Genomic DNA, 26188 nt, shown 5'->3' with positions numbered 1-26188 from the left:
TCCTGTCTATCGGTTAGGGATTAGGGCGCGTAGTGGCGCATAGCAGCGTCGAAAAAGGCGCAGCCACGGGCTTCGATCAGGCCCTCGGTGTCATCGGTGCGCACCTGCGCCGCCAGATCAGCGATCGTGACCTGACGCAGCTCTTCGCGATAGGCTTTTTCGGCACGCAACATCACACGATTGATCTGGCAGGGTGCTTTAAACATGTAGCCGGGCAACGGGTTCGGGCCGCGCTGGCGGATTTCCTTGCATCGGAATGCAGGCTCCGGCCCTTCCACGGCCAACACAATGTCGAGCAGCGTTATATCTTCGGGCGCTCGCGCCAGACGATACCCGCCTGTCGGTCCCGGCACGCTCTGCACCAGCTCTGCCCGCGATAACGTTTGCAGATGCTTGAGTAAGTAACTGGTTGAAACCCCATGAAACTCGGCCAAAGCCGCCGCCGGTAAAAGCCCATCCTTTGGCAAAGCCGCCAGAATCGCAACACAATGTATGGCCTGCTCTACACCGTCACCAAGTTTCATCTTAGTCCCCCAAACGAATCATAGATATTATTTATCCACGATTGACCGAAGTCAATTCGGGAATGGGGCACGCGGAGATGCGCCTCCTTTGGGGAAATCAAGCCCTCATGATACCATCGGCCCTACTTTTATGGATTTTGAGAGCGAATTACCGATGAAAAAGACAGACACCGAAAATGAATTTGATCTGGTCAGCCCAGAAAGGCCAAGCGCCGGGAATGACTACATCAGCGACTTGCGGCTTTGGGCCAGAACCGACAACGTGACTTTTGACAGCCCGCCGGGCGTCATGATGTATGGGGGCCCGGATGTCGCGGGTGCTCCGCCCGGCACCTATGCAGGCGGCAGTTATGACGACGAGCTTTATCTGCCGGACGTCGGGTTGAACGTTGATCATGAAGCACTGTCAGAGACCCAAACAGCTTTCGTCAACGCCTTTGATCGCTGGACCAGACTGACGGCCTATCCATCGCTCAACGGGTACGGGTATCACCCAGGGGATGGTTATAAGACCCTGTTTACCGAGGTGAACCCGCAAACACCGGTTAGAACTTACAGCGTCGCCGCTGCGCACATTCAGTGGCTTTGGGTGTGGTTCTATATCCCCGATGGGGCCGAAGCACCCGATTTTGATATCCGCCTATCTTTGTACATTGATGGCCCCGGCGGGACGGTATCGCAGCAACAGCAAGAGTTCGGCAACCCCGGGTTCGGGCGCTTTTGTCTGAGGGCACGACAAACCACGCCGAAATACGCGTTGCGGCTTGTCGTGGAACGCACCGTTCCTGACACGCATTCCGGGGATGGGTTCATGACGTTTCGGGTCGGGGGGCGGCTGGGGCGTTTCTGGCAACCCGGTCAGGACCCGTTCATCTGAACGAGACAAAAGAAAACCCGGCGCTTGGCCGGGTTTTCTGGTCATTCGATTGACGCGCCCTATCAGGGCTGTTCGTCTTCGTCGTCTTTGCTGTCGGGCAGGTTGAAGAAGCTGTCGGCATCGACCAGCGGATCTTCTTTTTCCTCTTCCTCGTCATCCGACAACGAGAAAGTCTCCAGCCCCGAAATCGCAGTGGGGATGCGCGGTTCGGCGTCCATTTCCAGCGACTGTTCAGTCGACAAAAGCTTGCGGCGCTCGTCATCCGACATGGCCTCGCCCTCAGCGGCTTTCTTGGCTGCGGCCTTTTGCACGGCGGCGTCCAGTTCGGACTGTTTACACAGGCCCAGTGCAACCGGATCAATCGGCTGCATGTTGGCAATGTTCCAGTGTTCGCGGTTGCGGATCGACTGGATCGTCGGCTTGGTGGTGCCCACCAGCTTGGCGATCTGGCCATCGGTCAGTTCGGGGTGGAACTTGACCAGCCACAGGATCGAGTTCGGACGGTCCTGACGTTTGGACAGCGGGGTGTAACGCGGGCCACGGCGCTTTTGTTCGCCCACGGCGGCGGCGTTGAACTTCAGCTTCAGCTTATGCAGCGGGCTGGCCTCGGCCTTGTCGATCTCTTCCTGCGTCAGCTGGTTGTTGGCAATCGGGTCAAAGCCTTTGACGCCAGCGGCCACATCGCCATCGGCGATGCCCTGCACTTCCAGCTCGTGCAGACCACAGAAATCCGCGACCTGTTTGAAGGTCAGCGTGGTGTTATCAACCAGCCACACGGCGGTGGCTTTTGCCATGATCGGTTTATCCATGGACCTACTCCTTTGAATACATCTCTCCCGTGCCGGGAAAACGGCTGGTCCGGCTGGACCCTTTCCTCGTTTTCGGGGAGTTTGAACGCTATATAAGGCGGGCAAAGCCAGGAGAAAAGAGAAAATGCGTTGGTTGGTGGGTTTGTTACTGTCTGCGGGCATGGCGATGGCCGAGGGCGAGAAGGCCGGGGATTTCGATTATTACGTGCTCGCACTGTCGTGGTCGCCCACGTGGTGCGCCCTGGAGGGCGATGCCAAAGGAGCCGAGCAATGTGACACCGATCACGGCTGGATCCTGCACGGCCTATGGCCGCAGTATGAACGCGGCTGGCCCAGCTATTGCTATTCACAGCACGGCAACCCGCCCCGTTGGATGACCGAGGACATGGCCGATATCATGGGGTCATCTGGGCTGGCGTGGTATCAGTGGAAGAAACACGGGCGCTGCTCGGGCCTGTCGGCCGAGGCGTATTTTGACGCCGCGCGCGATGCCTATGACGCGGTCATGCGCCCCGAGGTTTTCCGCAAACTGACCGACCCGGTGAAACTGCCCGCGTCCGTCGTTGAGGACGCGTTCTTGCAAGCCAACCCTGCATGGGAGGCCGACATGGTCACCATCACCTGTAAGTCCTACCGCATCCAAGAGGCACGGGTCTGCCTGTCCCGCGATCTGGAACCGCGCGACTGCGGCCGCGACGTGGTGCAGGACTGCACCCTGGACGACGCGTTGTTTGATCCAATCCGTTAGGCCGTTCAGACCTTTAGAACGATCTTACCGATGTGCTTGTTGGTCTCCATGTGCGCATGGGCGGTGGCGGCGTCTTCCAGCGGGTATTCGCTGTCCATCACCGGTTTGACCTTGCCCGCCTCGATCAGCGGCCAGACCTTTTCGCGCAGCTGTTCGGCGATTTCGGCCTTAGAGGCATCCGATTGCGCGCGCAGGGTCGAGCCGGTGATCGTCAGGCGCTTCATCATCACCAGGGCAAAGTTGATCTCGACCTTGGGGCCTTGCAGGAAGGCGATGTGGACCATGCGGCCTTCGGTCGCCAGCGCGCGGATGTTGCGGGGGATGTAGTCGCCGCCGACCATATCAAGGATCAGATGCGCGCCACGTTCGGCTTTCATCACATCGACGAAGTCTTCGTCGTGGTAGTTGATGGCGCGCTCGGCGCCCAGCTCGGTGCAGACCTTACATTTTTCAGCCGATCCTGCGGTGGTGAAGACCCGCGCGCCAAAGGCGTTGGCCAGTTGGATCGCTGTGGTGCCAATGCCCGACGATCCGCCATGCACCAGGAAACGTTCACCCGCTTTCAGACCGCCGCGCATGAAGACGTTATTCCAAACGGTAAAGAAGGTTTCGGGCAGGCAGGCGGCCTGTTTGAGGTCCATGCCAGCAGGCACGGGCAGACAATGGGCCGCAGGAGTTGCGACGTACTCGGCATATCCGCCACCGGGCAACAGGGCGCAGACCTGATCGCCGACGCTCCAATCGGTGACGCCATCGCCCACGGCCATAACCTCGCCCGCGCCTTCCAGTCCGGGCAGGTCGGAGGCATCTTTGGGCGGTGCATAGGACCCGGCGCGCTGCAACGCATCAGGGCGGTTTACCCCGGCATAGGCCAGTTTCAACACGACCTCGCCATGGGCGGGCTGGGGCACGGGGCGCTCACAAGGGCGCAGAACCTCGGGCCCGCCGGGTTCTGAAATCTCGACGGCGCGCATGGTTTGGGGAAGGGGCATGGTTACTCCGTAGTAATTTGGCCGGGCAGGTCGGTGCGGCGACATTGGTCGGGCGCCTTGACCCCGGCAAACAAACGCCCGGTCAGGGCTTTGACCGGTTTGAACGCGGTCGAGGCTTTGAGCTTTTCGAACTGCATGACGTTGTCGATGCGGCGGTCCAGAAATTCCCAGCTCGCGGCATTGTCTTGGCTGTCATCGCCCAGCCAGTACAGCACCACGGCGCTGTAGACCGCAGACAGGGTCGCGCGTTTTGAGTACCAGTTGGCATCGTCCGAGGTGTCGCCCAGCGTAGTCCAGATCTTGTCGCAAGTGCCCCAAATGGCCCCTGCCCCCTTGCCCGCGTTTTGCGGCAGAGAAAACAGTGTGGTGCCGCGACGGACCAGCTCTTTGTCTTCGACCAGCTCCAGCCGGGTGCGAATCGCAAAGGCAATACGGTCGCGAAAGCGCATTTCCGACAGGTCCGCTGCTGCCAGCCGTTCCACCATCTGCGCATCCCCCGCCTGATGATAGGCCAGCGCCAGATCGACCGCGCCGCCCGGAAACGCCGCTTTGGCCAGTGTTTCGTCCACGCCAGCATCCGAAATCGCCATATTCAACGTAGTTTCGCTCCACCCGTCGAAAGGCACATGGGGCAACGCGGCCTTTAGCACCTGTTGTCTAAGCTGTTCCATCTGTCCTCCGGCCTTGGTTCGGGGCGAGTGTAGACAAGCTGGCCGGGCTTTGCTATACGGCGGCCTCCTGCAATTTTGCAAACTCCAGATAGAAAGGTGGTGAAAACCACATGCAGGTTAGCGTTCGCGACAACAACGTCGATCAGGCCCTTCGTGCCCTGAAGAAGAAACTTCAGCGTGAGGGTGTGTTCCGCGAGATGAAGCTTAAGCAGCATTTCGAGAAACCGTCCGAGAAAAAAGCGCGCGAGAAGGCCGAAGCAATTCGCCGTGCTCGTAAGCTGGCACGTAAGAAAGCCCAACGTGAAGGTATGCTCTAAGCATCCGATCGACAGGCGAACCGGGGTTTCGGCCCCAGTACGACGACCCCCGAGGCCCTGCCCGGGGGTTTGTTGTTTTAAACGCTAGGAGCGTTTGAGCAGCCGTTTCGCCTTCCCAAGCACACTATGATCCGCTTTTCTTCGCTTATCGTGCTCTTCGCCAATCCGCTCCCAGTCCGCGGTGTCACCGGGTAGCAGCTTGGCCTCTTTGTTCACGGTCCAATCAACATTGAAGAGCGAGAACCGGCGCGGGATTTCCTGTGTCAGGAAATCTGCGAAAGAGGGCCAACGAGCACCAATCAGGTCTGCATCCCGGTGATACATCTCTACCTCGCCGGTCGAGGCCAGATAAAGCACCCCTTGAGAATACCAAGGGCCGTTGATTGCGCCGAACCCGAAATGGCCTTCGGGAATATAACTTTCGGCGCGAAACAGGTTGTCATAGCGAAGGCTGACTGGCTGGCCGATCCCGGCACCGGAACGGTCGATTTGGCGCCCGTCAAACCCGTTCAACGAAATCCCCAGTATATGCGCGCCATTCAGGACTGTCAGAAAGTCACGGTAAGGTTGCGGGATGCGCCGGCTACAATCGGCCTCGGCCGGTTCGATGTCTTCGTTATCGAGGCCGGCATAGCATGTGACGAGATACTTAAGAGGCGCAATGTGAGGCACATGCCCGGACTGGAATGCTCCGTTGCCAAAGTCCTCGCACCCGAGCGGATCAAGCCGTTGGCGAACTAGCTCTTTCATTTCAGAAAGCACGTTACCCACTTGTCCACTCATACAATCTTTCCTTCCTGAAGTGCTGTCGAACCACCAAGTGGATCAATACACCTTCGGCACATACAGCTCGGCGGGCAGCACATGCCGTTCATAGTCGGGGTTATACTTGCGTTCGGGAAGGGTGACCTTTTCTGACGGGACTTCCTGATAAGGAATTTTCGTCAGCAGGTGTTCCATACAGTTCAGCCGCTCGCGCTTTTTGTCGTTGCCTTCGACGACGTACCACGGCGCCTCAGGAATATTGGTGCGGGCGAACATGTCTTCTTTGGCTTTGGTGTACTGTTCCCAACGAATGCGGCTTTCCAGATCCATCGGCGACAGTTTCCACTGTTTCATCGGGTCGTGGATGCGCATCATAAAGCGGAGCTGCTGTTCCTCGTCGGTGATCGAGAACCAGTATTTCAGCAGGATAATCCCCGAACGCACCAGCATGCGTTCAAACTCGGGCACGTCGCGAAAGAAGTTTTCAACCTGATCGTCGGTCGCAAAGCCCATCACCCGTTCCACGCCCGCGCGGTTGTACCAGCTGCGGTCAAACAGAACGATCTCACCGGCAGCGGGCAGGTGCGGCACGTAACGTTGGAAATACCACTGGCTTTGTTCGCGGCGACTGGGGGCAGGCAAGGCCACCACGCGGGCCACCCGCGGGTTCAGGCGTTGGGTGATCCGTTTGATCACGCCGCCCTTACCGGCACTGTCGCGCCCTTCCATCAGGATGCAGACCTTGGCGCCGGTGTGTTCAACCCAGTCCTGCACCTTGATCAGCTCGGCCTGTAGACGCAGCAGATTGCGGAAATAGACCTTACGGTCCAGCATATCGGGGTGCTGCTGGTTATAGATCTTGCGGATTTCCATCGACAGCATGGGTTCCGAAAATTCGATCTCGAAATCTTCATCCAGTGTGTCTTGCAGCTCGGCCTCAAGCCAATCTTTGGGGCGATCATTGTGGTTCATGTCTGCTCCTTCTTTTGCGTGGTGCCAAACATAGAGGGGCTAGCAGGCAAGCTTGTATGTTTTATGTCAAACCGGCAGGGCGGTGGTTTTAAACACGGTTTTCAGGGCGAATGACGAATGCATGTTTGCCACGCCGGGCAGTCGGGTCAAATAGGTGCGGTGAATGCGGGCGAAATCTTCGCTGTCGCGGGCGACAATCTTAAGCAGGTAGTCAAAGCTGCCCGCCATCAGATGGCATTCCAGTACGTCAGGGATCAGCGCGACTTCGCGTTCGAACTTGTTCAACAACTCATCGGCCTGCCCCGATAGGGTGATTTCGACAAACACAGTGGTTGGCCGCCCCATTTGGCGCGCATTCAACAGGGCGACATAGTCGCGGATATAGCCCTCTTTTTCCAGCCGCGCGACGCGGCGATGGCAGGCCGAGGCCGAAAGATGCACCCGGTAAGACAGCTCGGCGTTCGAGATGCGACCGGTCTTTTGCAGCACCCTAAGGATGCGCAGGTCTGTGTCGTCCAAGTGATCCATTGTGCAACATCCTTCGAACTTTAACCAATATGCGGCATGATTTTCCCATTTTGGCGCAGACTGCGCGCAGAAAATCAAGCCAATTCGATCCGACCTGGGTCACCATCAAGGAAATGGGATTTGGGAGACGCCACCATGATCATCGGATGTCCGAAAGAAGTTAAACCGCAAGAATATCGCGTGGGCATGACGCCACAAGCCGTGGCCGAGGCCGTGCGCCGGGGCCACAGCGTATTGATTCAGGCTGGCGCCGGGGCTGGCTCGGGCTTTGAAGATGACAGCTATCTCACGGTGGGGGCCGAGATTGTTCTTACCGCGCCTGAGCTTTTTGAGCGCGCCGAGATGATCGTGAAAGTCAAAGAGCCCCAGCCGCAGGAGCGCAAGATGCTGCGCGAAGGGCAGCTGCTGTTCACCTATCTGCATCTTGCCCCTGACCCCGCCCAGACCCATGACTTGCTGGATGCGGGCGTCACCGCCATCGCCTATGAGACCGTGACGGATGCCCAGGGCGCCTTGCCGCTGCTGGCCCCGATGTCCGAGGTCGCTGGCCGCCTGGCCCCCCAAATGGGCGCATGGTCTTTGCAGAAGGCCAATGGCGGGCGTGGCGTTCTAATGGGGGGCGTGCCGGGCGTCGGCCCCGCGAAGGTCGTGGTGATTGGTGGTGGCGTTGTTGGCACGAATGCCGCGCGGATCGCGGCGGGCATGGGGGCGGATGTCACCGTTCTGGATATGTCTTTGCCCCGACTGCGTTATCTGGACGACACCTTCGGCAGCGTGTTCCGCAACCGCTATTCCTCGGCCACCGCGCTTGAGGAATTGCTGCAGACCGCCGACATGGTGATTGGCGCCGTGCTGATCCCCGGTGCTGCTGCCCCCAAGCTGGTGCGGCGCGAGCATCTGGTGATGATGAAACCCGGTGCCGCCATCGTGGACGTGGCGATTGATCAGGGCGGATGTTTCGAAACCTCGCACGCGACCACTCATCAGGATCCGATTTATGATGTGGACGGGATCGTGCACTACTGCGTGGCAAACATGCCGGGCGCTGTGGCGCGGACATCGACCATCGCCCTGGGTAACGCGACCATGCCGTTTATTCTGGCTTTGGCTGACAAAGGCTGGAAGCAAGCCTGCACCGACGATCCGCATCTTTTGGAAGGTCTGCACACCCATGCCGGTCAGTTAACCAATTACGCCGTGGGCAAAGCATTGGAAATCGACGTGATCTCACCTCAGGTGGTGATCAAGTAAAGTGACACGGCCCGCCGGGTATGGCGGGCCGTGTCTGTTTGTGAGTGGTTATTACTTCTTCAGAAGATCGCGGATTTCAGCCAGCAGTTCTTCCTGGGTAGGCCCGGCGGGGGCTTCCTCTGCCGGGGCCTCTTCTTTTGCGGCGGCATCTTTGACCTTGTTGACATAGCGCACCAGCATGAACACCACGGCAGCGATGATCAGGAAATTGATCACGGCCATGATGAAGGCACCATAGGCGAACACGGCTGCGCCTGCCTCGCGCGCTTCGGTCAGCGAGGCATATTCGCCTTCGCCGGCCATCAGCCAGAACATGTTCGAAAAGTCGATCCCGCCGATTACCAAACCGATGATCGGATTGATCAGGTCGCCGACCATCGACTTCACGATGGCGGTAAAGGCCGCACCGATGATGATACCGACGGCCATATCCATGACATTGCCCTTGGCGATAAAGTCCTTAAATTCCTTGAGCATACCTGCCCCTTCCCTTTCCTATTTCCCAACCCACAGACACAAGTTCTGCGCGCTTGCGCACAGGCTATCTATCATAAATAAAGCTCAAAACGGCGGGTACTTTGCATATCTCATTCCCCGCATAGCAGCTTCGCGACAGGACACCCCATGACCAAATTCTCTGACTTCGCCGTGGCCACCCGCTGGCCCGCCCAGAACCCTGACATTTTGCAGCTCTACTCGCTGGCGACGCCCAACGGTGTGAAAGTGTCGATCATGCTCGAAGAGATCGGCCTGCCTTATGAAGATCACAAAATTTCGTTCGACACGAATGATCAGTTTGATCCAGCCTTCCTTGAGATAAGCCCGAACAACAAAATCCCTGCGATCGTAGACCCGAACGGGCCGCAGGGCGAAGCCGTTTCCATTTTCGAAAGCGCCGCGATCTTGATTTATCTGGCGGAAAAATCCGGGCAGCTTCTGCCGACCGATCCGATCAAACGTCTGGACGTGCTGAAATGGCTGATGTTCCAAATGGGCAGCGTTGGCCCGATGTTTGGCCAGTTTGGCTGGTTCCACACTTTCGCCGGCAAAGAGATCGAAGACCCGCGTGGTGCAGACCGCTATGCCGCCGAGGCCAAGCGCATTCTGAGTGTGATCGAAAAGCAGCTGTCAGATGGGCGTGACTGGATCGCCGGGGACTATTCCATCGCTGACATCGCCATTGCACCTTGGCTGAACACGATGAAGAACTTCTATAAGGGCGGCGAGCGCGTGGGTTGGGACGAATTCACCAAGGTCCACGCCTATCTTGAACGTTTCCTTGACCGTCCCGCCGTACAGACCGGGCTGAAAGTGCCCGCTTAACCGGGCAACGCGCCGGTAAGTACATAGCGCAGTATCTCAACCACGTGTCGCGGCTCTGACGCTACTGCCAGGGCCGCGGCATCGACCTCTTTCAGCGCGTGCTGATGGTCAGGCCCGTGCAGGATGATCAGCGATTTGCCTAAGGCGGCGGCATAGCCCGCATCAAATGCGGCGTTCCACTGCTTGTATTTCTCGCCAAAGCGCACAACCACGACATCGGCATCTTCGATCCCCTTGCGGGTGCGGATGGCGTTCAGCTTTGCGCCCTTATGATCATGCCAGAACTTGCTGTCCTCGGCCCCCATGATCGCGACACCGCAATCGTCGCTGGCATCGTGGTCGGTGACAGGGCTGTTGAAGGTCACGTCCAAGCCTTTGGCGCCCTCCATGATTTGCTCACGCCAATCGGTGTGAATTTCGCCGGACAGGAAAACGTTCAAAGCCATCTCTTCCCCCTGAAAATGAAACGGGCGACCAAAGGCCGCCCGAGATCTGTTAACCGCGCAACGTGCCGCCGGTGGCCTTGGTGACCTTTTCGACGATCTTGGAACCAACGGCCTCGATGTCTTTTTCCTTCAGCGTCGCGTCGCGCGGCTGCAAGCGCACGGTGATGGCAAGTGATTTCTTGCCTTCCCCCATCGCGCCGCCGATGAATTCGTCGAACACGCGAACCTCTTCGATCAATGCCTTGTCGGCACCGGCTGCAGCGTTAACCAGCGTCAGCGCCTCAACATCCGCGTCCACCACAAAGGCGAAATCACGCTCGACAGCCTGAAGGTCGGAAGCGGTCATCGCACCTTTAGAGGCCGACTTTTTACGCGGCATCGGCGGTTCCTGCACATAGATGGTAAAGGCCACGGCGGGGCCTTTGACGCCCATCTTGTCCAGCACTTTGGGGTGCAGCTCGCCGAAGACGGCCAGCACCTTTTTCGGGCCAAGGCAGATTTTGCCCGACCGCCCCGGATGCCACCAGCTTGCCGCGCCGCGCAGGATTTGCGCCTTGGCGGGGGCGCCGATGGCGGCCAATACGGCTTCGGCATCGGCCTTGGCGTCATACAAGTCCACCGCACGGCGCGCGCCATGCACGTCTTTGGGGCCGGTATGACCGACCAGCAGACCAGCGGCCTGAATGTGCTGTTCCTCGGGCTCGCCACCCTGGAAGGCCGGGCCAACTTCGAACAGCGCCAGATCAGCAAACCCACGCGCCTGATTGCGGGCCGCGGCCTGCAACAGGCCGGGCAGCAGGTCGGGGCGCATATGGCTCATTTCTGAACTGATCGGGTTTTCCAGCATCGTGGGCGCGGAACCGCCTTCAAACAGCTCGGCCGAGGCCTGATCAATAAAGCTGTAAGTCACGCATTCGTTGTAGCCCAACGACGCCGTGGTGCGGCGCGCGATCTGTTCGCGCTTTTGCAGCGGAGTCAGGATCTGACGCGGCACGCCCACCTGCGCGCGCGGCAAAGGTTTGCCCTCAAGCTTAGTCAGAGAGGCCACACGCGCGACCTCTTCAACCAAGTCAGCCGAGCCCAGCACATCCGGGCGCCATGTCGGCGGGGTGGCCATGTCACCGTCCAGCGTAAAGCCCAAAGCGGTCAAGGTAGAACGCTGTTCATCTGCGGGCAGGTCCATGCCCACCAGCGACTGCACGCGGTCAGTGTCCAGCTTGTAGGACCGGCTGAAATCGGGCTGTTCGCCGGCGACCACAACCTCGGACGCCTCACCGCCGCACAGATCAAGGATCATGCGGGTAGCGTGCTCAATACCTTCGGCGGTCCAAGCGGCATCAATGCCACGTTCAAACCGATAGCGCGCGTCTGAATTGATCTTCAGCGCACGGCCGGTCATCGCGGTGCGGATCGGGTCAAAGAATGCAGCCTCAAGGAACACATTGGTGGTTTCCTCGGTGCAGCCCGAGTGCAAACCGCCCATCACGCCACCAAGGCTTTCAACCCCATTGGCGTCCGAGATCACGGTCATCCCCGCGTCCATGACGTATTCTTTTTCATCCAGCGCCATGAATTTCTCGCCACCTTCGGCCCCGTGCACACGCAGGGCACCACCGGCAACCTTATCCGCGTCGAACACGTGCAGCGGGCGGTTGTTGTCATAGGTGAAGAAGTTGGTGATATCGACCAGCGCCGAGATCGGACGCAGCCCGATGGCCTTCAGGCAATCCTGCAGCCACGCGGGCGACGGGCCGTTCTTCACGCCTTTGATCACACGGCCATAGAACACCGGACAGGCTTTCTCTTGCGTTTCGGCATCAATCGTCACGCTGATGGGGCAAGCAAAGCTGCCTTCAACCGGTGCAGCCTCGCGCGCTTTCAGCGTGCCCAAACCACGTGCCGCCAAGTCGCGGGCAATGCCACGTACGCCCAGCGCATCAGGGCGGTTGGGGGTGATGGCAATCTCGATCACCGGATCAACTTTGGACGGGTCGTTTTCCGCCAGCCAATCGGCAAAGCTTTGACCGACCTCGCCCGAGGGGAGCTCAATAATGCCGTCGTGCTCGTCTGACAGCTCCAGCTCACGCTCGGACGCCATCATGCCGAAGCTTTCAACGCCACGGATTTTGCCGACCTTGATGGTCAGGTCCAGACCGGGGATGTAGGTGCCAGGCTTGGCCAGCACCACGGTGATGCCTTCACGCGCGTTCGGGGCGCCGCAGACGATCTGTGTCTCGCCATCGGCGGTGTCCACCTTACAAACGCGCAGCTTGTCGGCGTCGGGGTGTTTTTCGGCGTGGCTGACCTTGGCGATTTGAAAATCACGCAGCTTTTCAGCCGGGTTTTCGACGCCTTCGACCTCGAGCCCCAAATCGGTCAGGGCATAGAGGATCTCATCGAGGCTCGCCTCGGTTTCCAGATGGTCTTTCAGCCAGGAGAGGGTGAATTTCATTTCGGCGCCTCTAGTCTAATTAGCGGAATCATCTTCCGTTCGATTTCGTCAAGTGCTGGGTTTAACAGCGTAAGTATTGGATCAACCGGCTCACCTTCGGTCGGGACGTCAGCACCCTCCCAGACATAAAGGTCGTACCGCTCTGATCGCGCGGCATCACCCTCAGTGTATTCGAGTCCGTAGCGGGAAGCCCCGCGGATTTCCCGGATTTTTCCGTTTATGCCGACGATTAGCTTGCCGCGGGCATCAAAGAATGCGTCGATGGCTTCTGCCAAGCTGTCGTCCCCTATCCAAGCTTTAGATCTAATCTTTAGCTGGCGTAGCTTGGCAAACTCATCATCCAACTCTGCCAGTTCTCTAAGACGTCGACGATAGTCATAGGTGCCATCATCTTCTTCGCCTTCTGGAGGGCCATAGCCGAATGGTGACCGAATGATCGAGACTTTTCCGATTAGATCGGTCGCGACAGAAACTAGGTCTTCTCCTAACTCGCTGCGCTTAACTGCAATCTTTTCTCTTTTCCACTGGCTCAACTGCACGTAAGCGACACAAACACCGAGTCCAACAACAAAGGCCATCGCCAGCTGTGATACAGCTGCGATACCTTCGAAAATTGAACTCGAGGTTATCACCTACTCAGCCCCCCGTGCAGGGTCGGCTGATCGAGGCTTGCAAAGCCGTAGTGGCGCAGCCAGCGCAAGTCGCTGTCAAAGAACGCGCGCAGGTCGGGGATGCCGTATTTCAGCATGGCGATGCGGTCGATGCCGACGCCAAAGGCGAAGCCTTGGTAAACATCGGGGTCGATGTTGCCAGCGGCCAGCACTTTGGGGTGGACCATGCCCGAGCCCAAAATCTCCATCCAGTCGTCGCCTTCGCCAACTTTCAGCGTCCCGTCCTGCCACGAGCAGCGCAGGTCGACCTCGGCCGAGGGTTCGGTGAACGGGAAGTGCGAGGCGCGGAAGCGCAGTTCGACCTCATCAACCTCAAAGAACGCGCGGCAGAATTCTTCGAGCACCCATTTCAGGTTCGCCATCGAGATGTCTTTGTCGATGGCAAGGCCCTCGACCTGATGGAACATCGGCGTGTGGGTCTGGTCATAGTCGCAACGATACACCCGGCCCGGCGCGATAATGCGAATGGGCGCGCCCTGAGCCTGCATCGCGCGGATTTGCACCGGCGAGGTGTGGGTGCGCAGCACATGCGGCGGGCGGTTGTCGCCCGCGTCGCGGTGCATGAAGAACGTGTCGTGCTCTTGCCGCGCGGGGTGCTCGGGCGGGATGTTCAGCGCGTCGAAATTGTACCAATCGCTTTCGATCTGAGGGCCTTCGGCCACGGCAAAGCCCATGTCGGCGAAGATCGAGGAGACCTCTTCGGTCACCTGGCTGATCGGGTGGATGGTGCCCTGGCGCTGCGGACGGCTGGGCAGGGTGACGTCCAGCCACTCGGTGCGCAGGCGCTCGTCCAGCGCGGCATCGGCCAGCGCGGATTTTTTGGCGGCCAGCGCGCTGTTGATTTCATCCTTCAGGGCGTTCAGCTTGGGGCCCATGACCTGACGTTCCTCAGGGGTCATCTTGCCCAGCTCGCGCATTTTCAGCGCCACTTCGCCCTTTTTGCCAACCGCCTGCACACGCAGGTCTTCCAGCGTGGCTTCATCCCCCGCACCGGCGATGGCGTCGATATATTTTTGCCTCAGATCGTCCATGTCCCGACCTCCAAATTCGTTGCGACCCTGCTATCACGTGTTGCCCTGAATGCAACCTTTCGGGGGGCGCAGATATGACAAAAGCCGCGACCCCCCTGCGGGGCCGCGGCTTTCAATCTCTTACCCGATGGGTCGGGTTATGCCAGCGCGGCCTTCGCCTTATCGACGATGGCGGTAAACGCTTCGGGCTCGTTCACGGCCAGATCGGCCAGAACTTTACGGTCAACTTCGATACCGGCGAGGTTCAGACCGTTGATGAAACGGCTGTAGGTCAGGGCTTCGTCGTGGCTGCGAACGGCAGCGTTGATACGCTGAATCCACAGGGCGCGGAAATTACGCTTGCGCTGCTTACGGTCGCGCGTCGCGTACTGGTTCGCCTTATCGACGGCCTGAGTTGCGGTTTTGAAGTTCGACTTGCGGCGGCCGTAATAGCCTTTCGCAGCCTTGATGACCTTCTTGTGACGGGCGTGGGTGGTGGTTCCGCCTTTTACTCGAGACATATCAAACCCTCCTTAGCGCGAATACGGCATCATCGACTTGACGATCTTTTCGTCAGCCGCTGCCAGCGTAGTGGTGCCGCGCGCGTTGCGCAGGAATTTATTGGTGCGTTTGATCATGCCGTGGCGCTTGCCGGCCTGACCGGCCTTCACGCGGCCCTTGGCCGTCACTTTGAACCGCTTTTTGCAGCTCGATTTCGTCTTCATCTTCGGCATTTCCGTCTCCTTAGTCTGAGCGGTGAAAGCGCGACTCGGCATGCCTTGTGGCCGGTCGCACCTTTAATAGAGCGCGCCGTATACGGGGAAAGCCCGTATGAGGCAAGGGGTATTGCCGGAAAACTGGCTTAAAGCATGCGCCCAATCACGCGTGTGAAGACATCGGGGATGTCTTCCAGCTTATAGCCAACCGGATTGTTGGTCACGGCCAGCACAATCAGCGCCCCGGCCGCAATTGCCAGCATTGCCGCGAAACGCGGTGGCCGCCCCTCAGAGTACGCATTCAGCAACGAAGGGATGGCCAAACCGCCCAGCACGACCCCAATAACAAGAAACAGATCAGTATCCATGCCGGGCTTATAGCACAGTAAAAGTTAATTATTCAGGGTCTGCAGTAAAAATCAGCCGTTCATCGCAGGGCGCAACGCGCAGAATGTTGGTGGTGCCCGGCACATTGAAGGGCACACCGGCGGTGACAACGATCTGATCACCCTCCGAGGCGAACTCACCTTTGCGCGCCGCGCGCGCAGCGCTGACAACCGCCATCTTAAAGCGATCAACGTCGCCCGACAGATAACAGTTCACGCCCCACTGCAAACTCAGACGACGGGCCGTCTCGGCAAAAGGTGTCAGTGCGATGATCGGCACGCGCGGGCGTTCACGCGCGGTCAACGATGCTGTCGTGCCCGAGTGCGTAAAGCAGCAAATCGCTTTGATGTCAGCGGTTTCCGCGATCTCACGCGCGGCGGCAACGATGCCCCCGGCAACCCCACGATGCGAGGCCCCCCGGCTGGCTTCGATCACGCTGCGATAGGTGGGGTCGGATTCGATTTCCACGGCAACATTGTGCATCGTGGTCACAGCTTCGATCGGAAAATCGCCCGCCGCCGATTCCGCCGAGAGCATCACTGCATCCGTGCCCTCATAGATGGCGGCCGCAACGTCGGACACCTCGGCCCGGGTCGGCACAGGGCTTTCGATCATGCTTTCCAGCATCTGGGTGGCCACGATCACCGGTTTGGCGGCGGCGCGGCAGCCCCGGATCAGGCGCTTTTGGATCGGCGGGACCGCATGCACTGGCAGCTCGACCCCAAGGTCACCCCGTGCCACCATGATCCCATCGGAAACACGCAGGATTTCCGCAAAGGCATCCACTGCCGCTGGCTTCTCGATCTTCGACAAAATGGCAGCGCGTTCCTGCGCCAGTTCGCGCGCTTCCAACACGTCCTCGGGGCGTTGCACAAAGGACAGGGCCAACCAATCCACACCCAGATCGCAGACAAACTCCAGATCCCGGCGGTCTTTCTCGGACAGCGCCGCCACCGGCAGCACCACATCAGGTACATTCACGCCCTTACGGTTTGAAATGGTCCCGCCCACCACAACCGTACAATCGGCAAAGTCTTCGCCGCAGGCATCCACCGAGACCCGGATTTTGCCGTCATTGACCAGCAGGGTCGAACCGGGCTTCAGTGCCTGAAAGATTTCCTGATGTGGCAAACAGACACGGCTTGCGTCGCCGGGGGTTTCATCCAGATCAAACCGGAACTTTTGCCCCTCCAGCAATTCCTCGCTATCCCCTGCAAACACACCGCAACGCAACTTCGGACCCTGCAAGTCGGCCAGAATGGCAATCGGACGCTCGGTATCTGCTTCGATCTGACGAATGATCGCGTGACGTTCGCGGATTTCCTCATGCGAGCCGTGGCTCATATTCAGACGGAAGACGTCAGCGCCAGCTTCGAAAAGGGCGCGGATCATTTGGTAATCATTCGATGCGGGGCCAAGCGTGGCGACGATTTTGACGTTGCGGAGGCGTCTCATGCAGTCTGAACCTTTTGGTTGGTGCTGCCCTGGGCCGCACGGATGGTATTTTCGGCTTTGTTATACGCTAACATTCGCTCTGACAACTGGCGCTTTCTGTCTGCATAGCCTAAATCGTTGGGTGCCTCGAAAACATCACACCGACATGACATACGCCCCATTTTTCGTCGAAGGTCAGGACCGACCCGGTCGATGGCTCATCACTTGCGACCATGCCACCAACCACGTGCCTGACTTCATTTCAGGCGGCTGTTTAGGTGTGCATCCCGAAGATATGAACCGTCACATTGCCTATGATCCGGGGGCGGCGGGCGTTTCGCGGCGGCTGGCCGAGCAGCTGAACAGCCCGGCGATCTTTTCCAATTTCTCAAGACTCGTGATCGACCCGAACCGCGGCGAAGATGACCCAACCCTGCTGATGAAGCTTTATGATGGCACGATAATTCCGGGCAATGCCCGCGCGGATGCCGATGAACTGGAACGCCGAAAAGAGATGCTCTATCGGCCCTATCACGCGGCGCTCGAAGATCTGGCAGCGCGGCGCCCGGACACGATCATCGTTTCCGTGCATTCTTACACCCGACAGCTGAACGGGCGCCCACCCCGGCCCTGGCACATCGGCATTCTGCATGCGGCCGATGACCGTCTGTCCCGCCCGCTGATTGATCGTCTGCATCAAGAGTCAGATCTATGCGTTGGTGAAAACGAACCCTATGGCGGGCACCTGCCGGGGGACTCGATTGACATCCACGCCGAGGCGAAAGGCCGCAACAACACGCTGATCGAATTGCGCAATGATCTGATCGAGACCGAACACCAGCAATATCAGTGGGCCGAACGCCTTGCCCCGATTCTGACCGAAGTGGTCGCCAAAGCCGGACTGTAGATCATGCCTCATTTCATCGTTGAATACTCCGCCGACGTGACCACGCATCATGACATGAAAAACCTGTGCCAGGCCCTGTTCGACAGCGCCAAAGAAAGTGGCGCCTTTCCTGATACGAACGCCATCAAAGTCCGCGCCACCCCCGCAACCCATTGGGTGCTGGGCCACGGTGACAGTGGTTTTGTCCACGTCACCATCCGCCTTTTGGCCGGACGCGACAGCGCAACGCAGGCTCTTGTCACGCAGACCGCATTGAAGACGCTCAAGGCGCATTTGCCTCTGGTTGGCAGCCTAAGCGTGGACATCAAGGACATAAATCCGGCAACATACGCCAAACACACGCGCTAAGGAGCCTTGGCCATGGACGACCAAACCCGCCTTGAACTGGAAGCCGCCGCCTTTCGTCGTTTGCAAAAACATCTGATGGAAGACCGGACCGACGTGCAAAATATCGACATGATGAACCTGGCCGGATTTTGCCGAAACTGTCTGGGCCGGTGGTATCAGGAAGCCGCGGCAGAACGCGGCATCGAGATGAGCAAAGACGAAGGCCGGGAAGCCTTCTATGGCATGCCCTACGCCGATTGGAAGGCCAACTATCAAACGGATTCGACGCCTGAACAACAGTCGGCGTTTAAAGAGTCATTTGCCAAGAACGTAGAAAATCAGACCCCCTAAAAACGCCGTTAGATTGCGGCCAAAGGAATAACCCTGGGTTGATTGTGTCGACCCGGGAAACAAATTCCGATGGCATTTGACTTTCTGGCCCAGCCGCCCACAAATGAACGCAATTAATTCAAATTGCATATGGTGGGTTCAGCATGCTTACGCTTTTAATGCTTGGCGGTCTCCTAAGCTCCGTTTTGATCTACGAAGCCGTCGTGGACGACGATGATGATGACGTCGCGAACGATATGCCGATCGAGCCGGGTGACGACACCGGCGATGATACGGGGGATGACACAGGCGACGACTCTGGGGATGACACCGGGGACGACACTGGTGATGACACTGGGGGCGATACCGGAGATGACTCCGGCGATGATCCCGTAAGCAGCACCCCGACCGAAGGGGATGACGAAATCTTCGGGACCCCGGAGGAAGATGATATTTCCTCGCTCGGTGGCAATGACATCGTTTACGGGCTGGCCTCGGATGATGATCTCTTCTTGGGGGACGGCAATGACATCGGGTATGGCGGCCCCGGCAACGACACCATTAACGGAGAAGCCGGCAACGATGTGGTCGCCGGAGACTTGGGTGATGACACGCTCAACCTCGGCGACGGCGACGATACCAATGCCGGACCGGATATCGTCGAGATGTTCTCGGATGACACGGACTATAACGTGCTGCTCAATCTAGACGGCGACGCATTGGCGGAATCCTCGGTCGCTGGGGATGACGCGATTCTGGGCGGCAACGGTAATGACGAACTGGTCGATTTGCATGGCAGCAACCAGCTTGATGGGGGCGAAGGCGACGACTTCATTATGAGCGTTGACGCCCAGGGAACAGACGACTCAATCGACACGCTGGTCGGTGGTGCTGGCATCGACGTTCTGGTGGCAGATGATGGTGATCTGATTAGCGGCGGCGCGGATGTCGACGAGTTCATCGTCTGGTTTGACGAAGAAAACGACCTTGCCGTTCAGATTGTCGATTATGAACCCGGCGAAGAGGTCTACATCATCATCGATTCAAGCTTGCTGGGCGAGGGTGACAGTGCTGAACCCGTCCTGACACCGGTGGATGGGCCCGTTGACGCCTTGTCAATCGAGGTGGCCGGTCATCAAGTCGCATTTGTGCTTGGCACTGCGGACCCCGACGAACTGGATCCATATCTCTTCGTAGAAGTGTTGGTCTAACGCCGCAGTCACAGCGCCAATCCAGGAAACGAATGAAGCCCGGGCCTTTGGTCCGGGCTTCGCAATTTAGTAAACGTCGCCATCCTCGACGCGTTTCGAAAACTCTGTCTCTCCGCCATCAGCCAGAAGCTGGGCCTGTTCCACCCACTTGTCGCGCGACACGCGGCCTTTGAACCCTTCCAGATTCGCATCAACCCAAGCCACTTCCTGATCGCTCCACGCGGCGATTTGATCGAAATGGTAAAAGCCCAACTTGTTGCACAGCAATTCCAGCTTGGGGCCGATGCCTTTAATTTGCTTCAGATCGTCTGCCTGCCCACCGCGGGCTTGGGTCAGAGTCGTTGGTTTGGCCCCTTCGTCGGTACCTTCGACCACTCCGTCACCGTCGAAATCCTGATTGATCGGCTCCGCTTCTGGCAAAGGTGCAGGTTCAGGTTCGGGCATAACGGTGGCCGCTGCAGCCACTGGCGCGACAGCCTCGGCAGCGGCACTTGCAGCGGCATCAGCCCTTGCGTTGGCCTCGGATGTTGCCAGTTGCGCCGCATCCAGATCGGCCTGCAGTGTCGCGATCTGCGCTGTCTGTTGCGCAACGTTATCCCGGCACCCCGCCAGATCCGCGCGCAGCGCATCGGCTTGGGACGTGTCGGCCTCGACCACGGTTTCGACCTCGCGCCGCCCCCAGATAAGCCAGCCCACCAACAGACCCAACAAAGCCGCCAGAATGATCAACACCACCATCTCGGTGATCAGGAAACCCCATTCACGAAACATCTTCTATTCTCCCTCTCTCCGAGCGGTCAGTCAGACCAGATCACTGTGGTGCGCCGGTTTGCGGCGCGCCCTGCTTCGGTTTCATTGCTGGCGATCGGCTGATCAGCACCATAGCCCTGCGCACGCATCGCGCTTTGCGCGACACCGCGCGCGATCAGCGCTTGCCGTACGGCCTCGGCCCGCAGGGCGCTTAGCGCCTGGTTCGCCGCTGCGTCTCCTGTGCTGTCGGTGTGCCCCCCCAGTTCCAGCGTCAGACCGGCCTCGCCAACGCAGGGCCGTACGACGGCAGCAAGGGCGTTCACCCCGTGCAACGCGCGGGCATCCAGGCGGGCAGACCCCGTCACAAAATTGATCTGGGTCTCCGACAGCACTGAACTGGCTTGCACATCGCAAGTGTCTGGCGAGGGATCAAATGCCACAACCGGCAACCAAAAGCCGCTGCTGTAACGTTCGGTCTGAGCGGTTTGACTGTTCAGCCGCTCGTCACCTTCCGACACCTCACGCGTGCTTTCTGTCAGGGTTATCTCGACGCCCGGCAGGCTCTCGGCCATCCCCTGTTGGATCAGTTCAAGATCGGCACCGGGCAAGACCTGCCCGTTGATACTGGTCTGTCCCGCCGACCGGGTCAGGCGCAGAAGATCGAACTGCCCCAACCAGTCAGCCAAACCACCGAACGATGCCAAGGCATCTGCATCCTCGCCAAAGCTGCTGAAGGCGTCGCCGGTGATCCCAGAAATGCCCAGCGCGCCAGCGATGTCACCCAGAACCACGCCTTTGGGCAGCTTGCCTGACACGCGCGTCAGACTGGCGGCATCAAAGTCTACGGTGAAGTCCGGATTGCCATCATCAACGATGTCGATCATTGCCGAACTTTGAAAACCCTCCGGCAGGGCCGCTAAGGCCGCCAAGGCAGCATCATGCTCTGCCGGGGTCGCTGCAGTGCCTTTCAGCACCATGTCCGTGTCTGAAATCATCGCCGCGCCATCTTGCAACGGCGCCAAGGCATCAATGGCACTTTGCGCTGCCGTCGCCCAGCCATTGGGCGCCCCGGAAGCCAGCGCCAACGCCGTTGCCCCGTCCGCACCGCTCAGCGCGTCGCGATCAACCTCAGACGGGACATTCCCCGAAAGGGAGGTCACCCCGTCGGCGCGCTCGGCCCCAAAGGCAAACGGCGCGGCCATGGGCAACACGGCGATCCGGTTAACCACCACACGGCGCCCCTGAATGTCATTCAGTGCGGCCAGAAGATCGTTCCGCTCGGCCTCGGTATCGGCGATCCCTGTTGCGATGATATCGCGGCCCGACACCTGGGTGTCGACACCGTGCTTGGCGCTGCTGACAGCTTGCGCGGCGGCCGAGGTTACCTCGGCCTCCATATCACGGGCATGGTCGTAAGCGCCCCACAGGCTTAGCCCGCCGACGCCAACGACGAAAACAACCCCGCCTAAAAGCGTGTTCATTGTCCCTGTCCTTTCGCAATTTGTTTTGCGTTAGACAGGGTTTAACCAAAAAAACATACATCCCGATAGTGGGAATAGCTGTGCGACCTTCCCAGTAACGGTTTTTCGCTCAGAAAAGCCTTAAACCCCGGCTTTGAGGCTCTCTTCGAGGTAGATCTCGCGCAGGCGCGTCGCGACGGGTCCGGGCGAACCTGTCCCCACAGCAGCGCCATCCACTTCAACAACCGGGAACACAAAGGTCGAAGCCGAGGTCACAAAAGCCTCATCCGCCGCTTTGGCCTCTTCGATGGTAAAGGGGCGTTCTTCGACCTTCATCTGGGCTTCGCGGGCGAAACGCAGAACGGCGGCGCGGGTGATGCCGTGCAAAATGTCGGTGCTGAGGTTGCGGGTGATGATCACGCCATCCTTGACGATATAGGCGTTGTTGCTGGTGCCTTCGGTCACGGCGCCATCTTCGACCATCCAAGCATCGTCACACCCCTGCGCCTTGGCCATCATCTTACCCATCGACGGGTAAAGCAGCTGCACGGTTTTGATATCACGACGGCCCCAGCGGATATCGTCAATCGAGATCACCTTGATCCCGGTTTTGGCAGCCGGGCTGTTGGCCAGACCGGGCTTATTCTGGGTGAACAGAACCACAGTGGGTTCGGTCGTTTCGGCGTCGGGGAACACGAAATCGCGGTCGTCAGGTGCGCCACGGGTCACCTGCAAGTAAACCATGCCCTCGGTAATGCCATTTTCGGCCACCAGCTTGCGGTGAATTTCCAGCAGGTCATCAAAAGCGGCGGGCTTGGGCATGTCCAGCTCGTTCAGCGAGCGCTCTAGACGTTTCAGGTGGCCGTCGAAATCAATCAGCTTGCCGCCCAGAACACTTGTTACCTCATAGACGCCATCCGCCATCAGGAACCCCCGGTCAAAGATCGAAACCTTGGCTTCGTTTTCGGGCAGGTATTCACCATTCACGTATACAGTGCGGGTCATGTGCGTCTCCTCTTGGGCTTAGCCCCAAAGCGTTGCCGCCGGCGGGTGAACCCCTTGGGCGTCGTATTTCAACGGTTGCTCACGGTCTTCGGACAGAAGCAGCGGCGCGTCAAGGTCTGTCACGGCTGCATTTTGGGCTAATAATGTCGCGGGGGCCATGGCAAGGCTGGAGCCAACCATGCAGCCAACCATCACGTCGAACCCCTCGGCAAGGGCTGCCGTGCGCAGCGCCAGCGCCTCGGTCAGGCCACCGGTTTTGTCCAGCTTTATGTTGACCATGTCATACTTGCCTTTCAGCGCGGGCAGGCTTGCGCGGTCATGGCAGCTTTCGTCGGCGCAGACGGGTAGCGGGCGGTCAATCTCGGCCAGCATGTCGTCCGCACCCGCAGGCAGGGGCTGTTCGACCATCTCAACCCCCAGACGGATCAGATGCGGGGCTAGATCGGCGTAAACCTCGGCGCTCCAGCCTTCATTGGCGTCCACGATGATGCGCGCGTCGGGGGCGCCTTGGCGCACCGCTTCCAGCCGCACCATATCATCGGGTGTTCCCAGCTTGATCTTCAGCAGGGGGCGAAAGGCGTTCTTTGCTGCAGCCAACCGCATGTTCTCGGCCGTATCCAAGGACAGGGTATAGGCGGTTATCTCGGGTTTCGGAGCGGGCAGCCCTGCGAGCTCCCAAACGCGCTTACCGGCCCGTTTGGCCTCTAGGTCCCACAACGCGCAATCCAAAGCATTACGCGCCGCCCCGCTTGGAAGGGTGGTAAGCAGGGCGGCACGATCGATGGGCAGGGACGCCCCCTCGATCTGGGCCGAAACGCTATCGAGCGTCTCGTTATAGCGGGCATAGGGCACGCATTCGCCGCGCCCGGTGAAGGTTCCGTCACTCAGATGCACGGTCAAAACCTGTGCATGGGTGCGCGAGCCGCGCGAAATGGTGAAGGCCTGCGCCAAGGCGAACACATCGCGGGTGATGGTCAGTTCCAAACCCTGCCCTTTCGTTTCTTTTGGTCTGCTGACGTTAAATCAGATCGCGTCCAACGCATCCACCAAACGGCCTGCGCCTTGGCGGAACGGGTCAACCGCGGGCAGGCCCATATCGGCCTCGACCTGCGCCAGATAGGCGACAGCATCTTCTTCGGAAAGATGCTGGGTGTTGACCGAGATTCCGACTACCTGACAGGCGGAGTTGGCCACACTGGCCAGTTGCAACGCGGTGTCACGCAATGTTGCCAGCGACGGCAAATCATAGCCCGGCAGACCGCGCATGTGTTCGCGGGTCGGCTCGTGGCACAGGATCAGCGCATCGGGTTGCCCCCCATGCACCAGCGCCATGGTCACGCCGGAATAGGACACGTGAAACAGGCTGCCCTGCCCCTCGATCAGGTCCCAATGGTCTGGGTCGTTGTCCGGTGTCAGCCATTCCACAGCACCGGCCATGAAATCGGCAACCACTGCGTCCAGCGGCACGCCGTCGCCGGTGATCAAAATGCCGGTCTGGCCGGTGGGGCGGAAGGTGGCCTTCATGCCGCGTTCGCGCATTTCAGCATCCATCGCCAGCGCGGTGTACATTTTGCCAACCGAGCAATCGGTGCCGACAGCCAGGCAACGTTTGCCGGTCCTCTTCACACCGGTGGCAATCGGATAGTCGACAGAGGGCACGCGCACGTCGTGCAGGGTACGACCACAGGCTTCGGCAACAGCAACCAAGTCCGGCTCGTCGCGCAGAAGGTTGTGAAGGCCCGAGGCCAGATCAAACCCCTCCTCAAGCGCAGCGACCAGCACCTTTTTCCATGCCGGGCTGATCACACCGCCGCGGTTGGCCACGCCAATAACCAGCGTCTTGGCACCTGCCTCTTTGGCCTCGGCCAATGTCATATCGGTCAGACCCATGTCAGCCTTGCAGCCCTCCATCCGAAACTGGCCAATCGCATTGTCAGGACGCCAGTCTTTGATGCCTTGCGCAACTTTCGCAGCCAACGGATCGGGCGCATCGCCCAAGAACAAAAGATATGGAGTATGGATCATCAGAGCACCCTTCGCTGTGTTGAGGCAAAGAATGTGCATTTTCGGCGGGATGTTTTCTCGATATGCGCCGCAGAAACCGTTTCCAACGTAGGTATCCATTGCTTTCCTGCCAAATTGTCGAAGATTCTTCGAATGCATCGCCAAAGCGTTGAAAGACTGACCAGATATCGCGTCGTTTCGCTGCACCTGCAAAACAACTCTTGAAGCTGTGAGCGCAATATTCTATCGAATGACCAACAGAAATCGTAACATCATTACTAAGGAGTTCCGCTATGAGCTTCCGCCTTCAGCCCGCCGCCCCTGCCCGCCCGAACCGCTGTCAGTTGTTTGGCCCCGGCTCGAACACCAAACTGTTCCCGAAAATGGCCGCATCGGCTGCGGACGTGATCAACCTGGACCTCGAAGATTCGGTTGCGCCCAGTGACAAGGACGTGGCCCGCGCAAACATTATCGAAGCCCTGAACACCATTGATTGGGGCAATAAATACATGTCGGTGCGGATCAACTCTTTGGATACGCCCTACTGGTATCGCGATGTTGTGGACCTGCTGGAACAGGCTGGTGACCGCATTGATCAAATCATGATCCCCAAAGTGGGCTGCGCGGAAGACGTTTACGCCGTGGACGCGCTGGTGACCGCGATTGAAACCGCCAAAGGCCGCATCAAGCCAATCAGCTTTGAAGTGATCATCGAATCGGCAGCAGGTCTGGCCCATGTCGAGGCCATCGCCGCATCAAGCCCGCGCCTGCAGGCGATGTCGCTGGGTGCTGCAGACTTTGCCGCGTCAATGGGGATGCAGACCACTGGCATCGGCGGTACGCAGGAAAACTACTACATGCTGCGCGAAGGCGAAAAGCACTGGTCGGACCCGTGGCACTGGGCGCAGGCCGCCATCGTCGCTGCCTGCCGTACCCATGGCATCCTGCCGGTCGACGGCCCGTTCGGCGACTTCTCGGACGACGAAGGCTATATTGCGCAGGCCAAGCGTTCGGCCACGTTGGGCATGGTCGGCAAATGGGCCATTCACCCCAAGCAGATCGCGCTGGCGAACGAGGTCTTCACCCCGTCCGAGGAAGCTGTTGCCGAAGCGCGCGAGATTCTGGCCGCGATGGAACAGGCCAAGGCAAACGGCGAAGGCGCGACCGTCTACAAGGGTCGTTTGGTCGATATCGCGTCGATCAAACAGGCCGAAGTGATCGTTGCTCAGTCGGAACTGATCGCCGGCAGCTAAGCCAATACACAACCCATGCACATGTGATGCACATTGCATGCATACGGA

General features: G+C 59.1%; 31 protein-coding genes. 10 read left to right on the top strand and 21 right to left on the bottom strand.

Going from position 1 to position 26188, the window contains the following annotated elements; all coding sequences use genetic code 11:
• Positions 1 to 20: 20 nt before the first annotated feature.
• Entirely contained in the window at positions 21 to 524 is a 504-nt protein-coding gene (locus tag ATO10_RS13475; protein ID WP_035252447.1) for an RrF2 family transcriptional regulator, read from the bottom strand.
• 154 nt (positions 525 to 678) lie between these two features.
• Between ATO10_RS13475 and ATO10_RS13470 the strand changes: the two genes are divergently transcribed.
• Positions 679 to 1401 (top strand): hypothetical protein, encoded by a 723-nt coding sequence (locus ATO10_RS13470; RefSeq protein WP_155886771.1) that lies wholly within the window; start codon positions 679 to 681, stop codon positions 1399 to 1401.
• A gap of 62 nt (positions 1402 to 1463) precedes the next feature.
• On the opposite strand, the gene ATO10_RS13465 is transcribed toward ATO10_RS13470, so the two are convergent.
• Positions 1464 to 2210 (bottom strand): DUF1013 domain-containing protein, encoded by a 747-nt coding sequence (locus ATO10_RS13465; protein WP_035252443.1) that lies wholly within the window; start codon positions 2208 to 2210, stop codon positions 1464 to 1466.
• A 124-nt stretch (positions 2211 to 2334) separates the two neighbouring features.
• Between ATO10_RS13465 and ATO10_RS13460 the strand changes: the two genes are divergently transcribed.
• Entirely contained in the window at positions 2335 to 2958 is a 624-nt protein-coding gene (locus ATO10_RS13460; protein ID WP_035252441.1) for a ribonuclease T2 family protein, read from the top strand.
• Between the two features lie 5 nt (positions 2959 to 2963).
• Here the strand turns inward: ATO10_RS13460 and ATO10_RS13455 are convergent, their stop codons facing one another.
• Positions 2964 to 3950 (bottom strand): NAD(P)H-quinone oxidoreductase, encoded by a 987-nt coding sequence (locus tag ATO10_RS13455; RefSeq protein ID WP_035252439.1) that lies wholly within the window; start codon positions 3948 to 3950, stop codon positions 2964 to 2966.
• A gap of 2 nt (positions 3951 to 3952) precedes the next feature.
• A complete protein-coding gene (locus tag ATO10_RS13450; RefSeq protein WP_035252437.1) occupies positions 3953 to 4621 on the bottom strand; it encodes a COQ9 family protein in 669 nt (222 codons plus the stop codon).
• Positions 4622 to 4731: 110 nt separating this feature from the next.
• On the opposite strand from ATO10_RS13450, the gene rpsU reads away from it, so the two are divergent.
• A complete protein-coding gene (gene rpsU / locus ATO10_RS13445) occupies positions 4732 to 4938 on the top strand; it encodes a 30S ribosomal protein S21 (RefSeq protein ID WP_008207378.1) in 207 nt (68 codons plus the stop codon).
• Positions 4939 to 5022: 84 nt separating this feature from the next.
• Here rpsU and ATO10_RS13440 read toward each other — a convergent pair whose 3' ends face one another.
• From ATO10_RS13440 to ATO10_RS13430, 3 genes are all read right to left on the bottom strand, one after another.
• A complete protein-coding gene (locus ATO10_RS13440; protein ID WP_035252433.1) occupies positions 5023 to 5721 on the bottom strand; it encodes an SMI1/KNR4 family protein in 699 nt (232 codons plus the stop codon).
• A gap of 42 nt (positions 5722 to 5763) precedes the next feature.
• Entirely contained in the window at positions 5764 to 6675 is a 912-nt protein-coding gene (gene ppk2 / locus ATO10_RS13435; RefSeq protein WP_035252431.1) for a polyphosphate kinase 2, read from the bottom strand.
• Positions 6676 to 6741: 66 nt separating this feature from the next.
• On the bottom strand, positions 6742 to 7203 hold the full coding sequence (locus ATO10_RS13430; protein WP_035252429.1) for an Lrp/AsnC family transcriptional regulator: 462 nt from the start codon (positions 7201 to 7203) through the stop codon (positions 6742 to 6744).
• A gap of 135 nt (positions 7204 to 7338) precedes the next feature.
• Between ATO10_RS13430 and ald the strand changes: the two genes are divergently transcribed.
• Positions 7339 to 8454 (top strand): alanine dehydrogenase, encoded by a 1116-nt coding sequence (ald, locus tag ATO10_RS13425; RefSeq protein ID WP_035252559.1) that lies wholly within the window; start codon positions 7339 to 7341, stop codon positions 8452 to 8454.
• Positions 8455 to 8505: 51 nt separating this feature from the next.
• Here ald and mscL read toward each other — a convergent pair whose 3' ends face one another.
• Positions 8506 to 8931, bottom strand: coding sequence for a large conductance mechanosensitive channel protein MscL (gene mscL, locus ATO10_RS13420; RefSeq protein WP_035252428.1), 426 nt, complete (start codon positions 8929 to 8931; stop codon positions 8506 to 8508).
• Positions 8932 to 9078: 147 nt separating this feature from the next.
• On the opposite strand from mscL, the gene ATO10_RS13415 reads away from it, so the two are divergent.
• Positions 9079 to 9777 carry a glutathione S-transferase N-terminal domain-containing protein gene (locus tag ATO10_RS13415; RefSeq protein ID WP_035252427.1) on the top strand — a complete coding sequence of 233 codons (699 nt, stop codon included), beginning with the start codon at positions 9079 to 9081 and terminating at the stop codon, positions 9775 to 9777.
• On the opposite strand, the gene ATO10_RS13410 is transcribed toward ATO10_RS13415, so the two are convergent.
• The 8 genes from ATO10_RS13410 to pyk form a co-directional block, all read right to left on the bottom strand.
• Positions 9774 to 10223 carry a YtoQ family protein gene (locus ATO10_RS13410; protein WP_035252425.1) on the bottom strand — a complete coding sequence of 150 codons (450 nt, stop codon included), beginning with the start codon at positions 10221 to 10223 and terminating at the stop codon, positions 9774 to 9776. The genes ATO10_RS13415 and ATO10_RS13410 overlap by 4 nt on opposite strands.
• A 49-nt stretch (positions 10224 to 10272) precedes the next feature.
• Positions 10273 to 12675 (bottom strand): phenylalanine--tRNA ligase subunit beta, encoded by a 2403-nt coding sequence (gene pheT / locus ATO10_RS13405; protein ID WP_035252424.1) that lies wholly within the window; start codon positions 12673 to 12675, stop codon positions 10273 to 10275.
• Complete coding sequence (locus tag ATO10_RS13400) at positions 12672 to 13253, bottom strand: hypothetical protein (protein ID WP_155886770.1); 582 nt, start codon at positions 13251 to 13253, stop codon at positions 12672 to 12674. The genes pheT and ATO10_RS13400 overlap by 4 nt, the downstream gene beginning before the upstream one ends.
• A gap of 50 nt (positions 13254 to 13303) precedes the next feature.
• Positions 13304 to 14377: a phenylalanine--tRNA ligase subunit alpha gene (gene pheS / locus ATO10_RS13395; RefSeq protein WP_035252422.1), complete on the bottom strand. Its 1074-nt coding sequence runs from the start codon at positions 14375 to 14377 to the stop codon at positions 13304 to 13306.
• Positions 14378 to 14514: 137 nt separating this feature from the next.
• The gene (gene rplT / locus ATO10_RS13390; RefSeq protein WP_035252421.1) at positions 14515 to 14877 is read right to left on the bottom strand and encodes a 50S ribosomal protein L20; all 363 of its coding nucleotides are present in this window, start codon (positions 14875 to 14877) and stop codon (positions 14515 to 14517) included.
• Positions 14878 to 14889: 12 nt separating this feature from the next.
• Positions 14890 to 15090 (bottom strand): 50S ribosomal protein L35, encoded by a 201-nt coding sequence (gene rpmI, locus ATO10_RS13385; protein ID WP_035252420.1) that lies wholly within the window; start codon positions 15088 to 15090, stop codon positions 14890 to 14892.
• Positions 15091 to 15218: 128 nt separating this feature from the next.
• The gene (locus tag ATO10_RS13380) at positions 15219 to 15440 is read right to left on the bottom strand and encodes a hypothetical protein (protein WP_035252419.1); all 222 of its coding nucleotides are present in this window, start codon (positions 15438 to 15440) and stop codon (positions 15219 to 15221) included.
• A 28-nt stretch (positions 15441 to 15468) separates the two neighbouring features.
• Entirely contained in the window at positions 15469 to 16914 is a 1446-nt protein-coding gene (pyk, locus tag ATO10_RS13375) for a pyruvate kinase (RefSeq protein WP_035252418.1), read from the bottom strand.
• A gap of 145 nt (positions 16915 to 17059) precedes the next feature.
• Here pyk and ATO10_RS13370 point away from each other — a divergent pair, with 145 nt between their 5' ends.
• The 4 genes from ATO10_RS13370 to ATO10_RS13350 all read left to right on the top strand — a co-directional run bounded on the left by ATO10_RS13370 (position 17060) and on the right by ATO10_RS13350 (position 19668).
• Entirely contained in the window at positions 17060 to 17800 is a 741-nt protein-coding gene (locus ATO10_RS13370) for an N-formylglutamate amidohydrolase (RefSeq protein WP_035252417.1), read from the top strand.
• 3 nt (positions 17801 to 17803) lie between these two features.
• Entirely contained in the window at positions 17804 to 18148 is a 345-nt protein-coding gene (locus tag ATO10_RS13365) for a 5-carboxymethyl-2-hydroxymuconate Delta-isomerase (protein ID WP_035252415.1), read from the top strand.
• Positions 18149 to 18160: 12 nt separating this feature from the next.
• Positions 18161 to 18478, top strand: coding sequence for a DUF1244 domain-containing protein (locus ATO10_RS13360; RefSeq protein ID WP_035252414.1), 318 nt, complete (start codon positions 18161 to 18163; stop codon positions 18476 to 18478).
• 143 nt (positions 18479 to 18621) lie between these two features.
• Positions 18622 to 19668, top strand: coding sequence for a calcium-binding protein (locus ATO10_RS13350; protein WP_162174100.1), 1047 nt, complete (start codon positions 18622 to 18624; stop codon positions 19666 to 19668).
• Between the two features lie 66 nt (positions 19669 to 19734).
• On the opposite strand, the gene ATO10_RS13345 is transcribed toward ATO10_RS13350, so the two are convergent.
• The 5 genes from ATO10_RS13345 to dgcN form a co-directional block, all read right to left on the bottom strand.
• Positions 19735 to 20439 carry a hypothetical protein gene (locus ATO10_RS13345; protein ID WP_035252411.1) on the bottom strand — a complete coding sequence of 235 codons (705 nt, stop codon included), beginning with the start codon at positions 20437 to 20439 and terminating at the stop codon, positions 19735 to 19737.
• A 26-nt stretch (positions 20440 to 20465) separates the two neighbouring features.
• Entirely contained in the window at positions 20466 to 21899 is a 1434-nt protein-coding gene (locus ATO10_RS13340) for an OmpA family protein (RefSeq protein ID WP_051598150.1), read from the bottom strand.
• A 120-nt stretch (positions 21900 to 22019) separates the two neighbouring features.
• Positions 22020 to 22883: a D-amino-acid transaminase gene (locus ATO10_RS13335; RefSeq protein ID WP_035252410.1), complete on the bottom strand. Its 864-nt coding sequence runs from the start codon at positions 22881 to 22883 to the stop codon at positions 22020 to 22022.
• An 18-nt stretch (positions 22884 to 22901) separates the two neighbouring features.
• Positions 22902 to 23867, bottom strand: a complete 966-nt coding sequence (dgcA, locus tag ATO10_RS13330; protein WP_035252409.1) for an N-acetyl-D-Glu racemase DgcA — start codon at positions 23865 to 23867, stop codon at positions 22902 to 22904.
• A gap of 39 nt (positions 23868 to 23906) precedes the next feature.
• Positions 23907 to 24908: an N-acetyltransferase DgcN gene (dgcN, locus tag ATO10_RS13325; protein WP_035252556.1), complete on the bottom strand. Its 1002-nt coding sequence runs from the start codon at positions 24906 to 24908 to the stop codon at positions 23907 to 23909.
• 272 nt (positions 24909 to 25180) lie between these two features.
• Here dgcN and ATO10_RS13320 point away from each other — a divergent pair, with 272 nt between their 5' ends.
• Positions 25181 to 26140 (top strand): L-malyl-CoA/beta-methylmalyl-CoA lyase, encoded by a 960-nt coding sequence (locus ATO10_RS13320; protein WP_035252408.1) that lies wholly within the window; start codon positions 25181 to 25183, stop codon positions 26138 to 26140.
• Positions 26141 to 26188 lie beyond the last annotated feature (48 nt).

This window comes from Actibacterium atlanticum (assembly GCF_000671395.1).
GTDB classification, from domain to species: Bacteria; Pseudomonadota; Alphaproteobacteria; order Rhodobacterales; family Rhodobacteraceae; genus Actibacterium_D; species Actibacterium_D atlanticum.
Note: the sequence above shows the minus strand (reverse complement) of the source record. Positions and strands in the feature narration are given on the sequence as shown.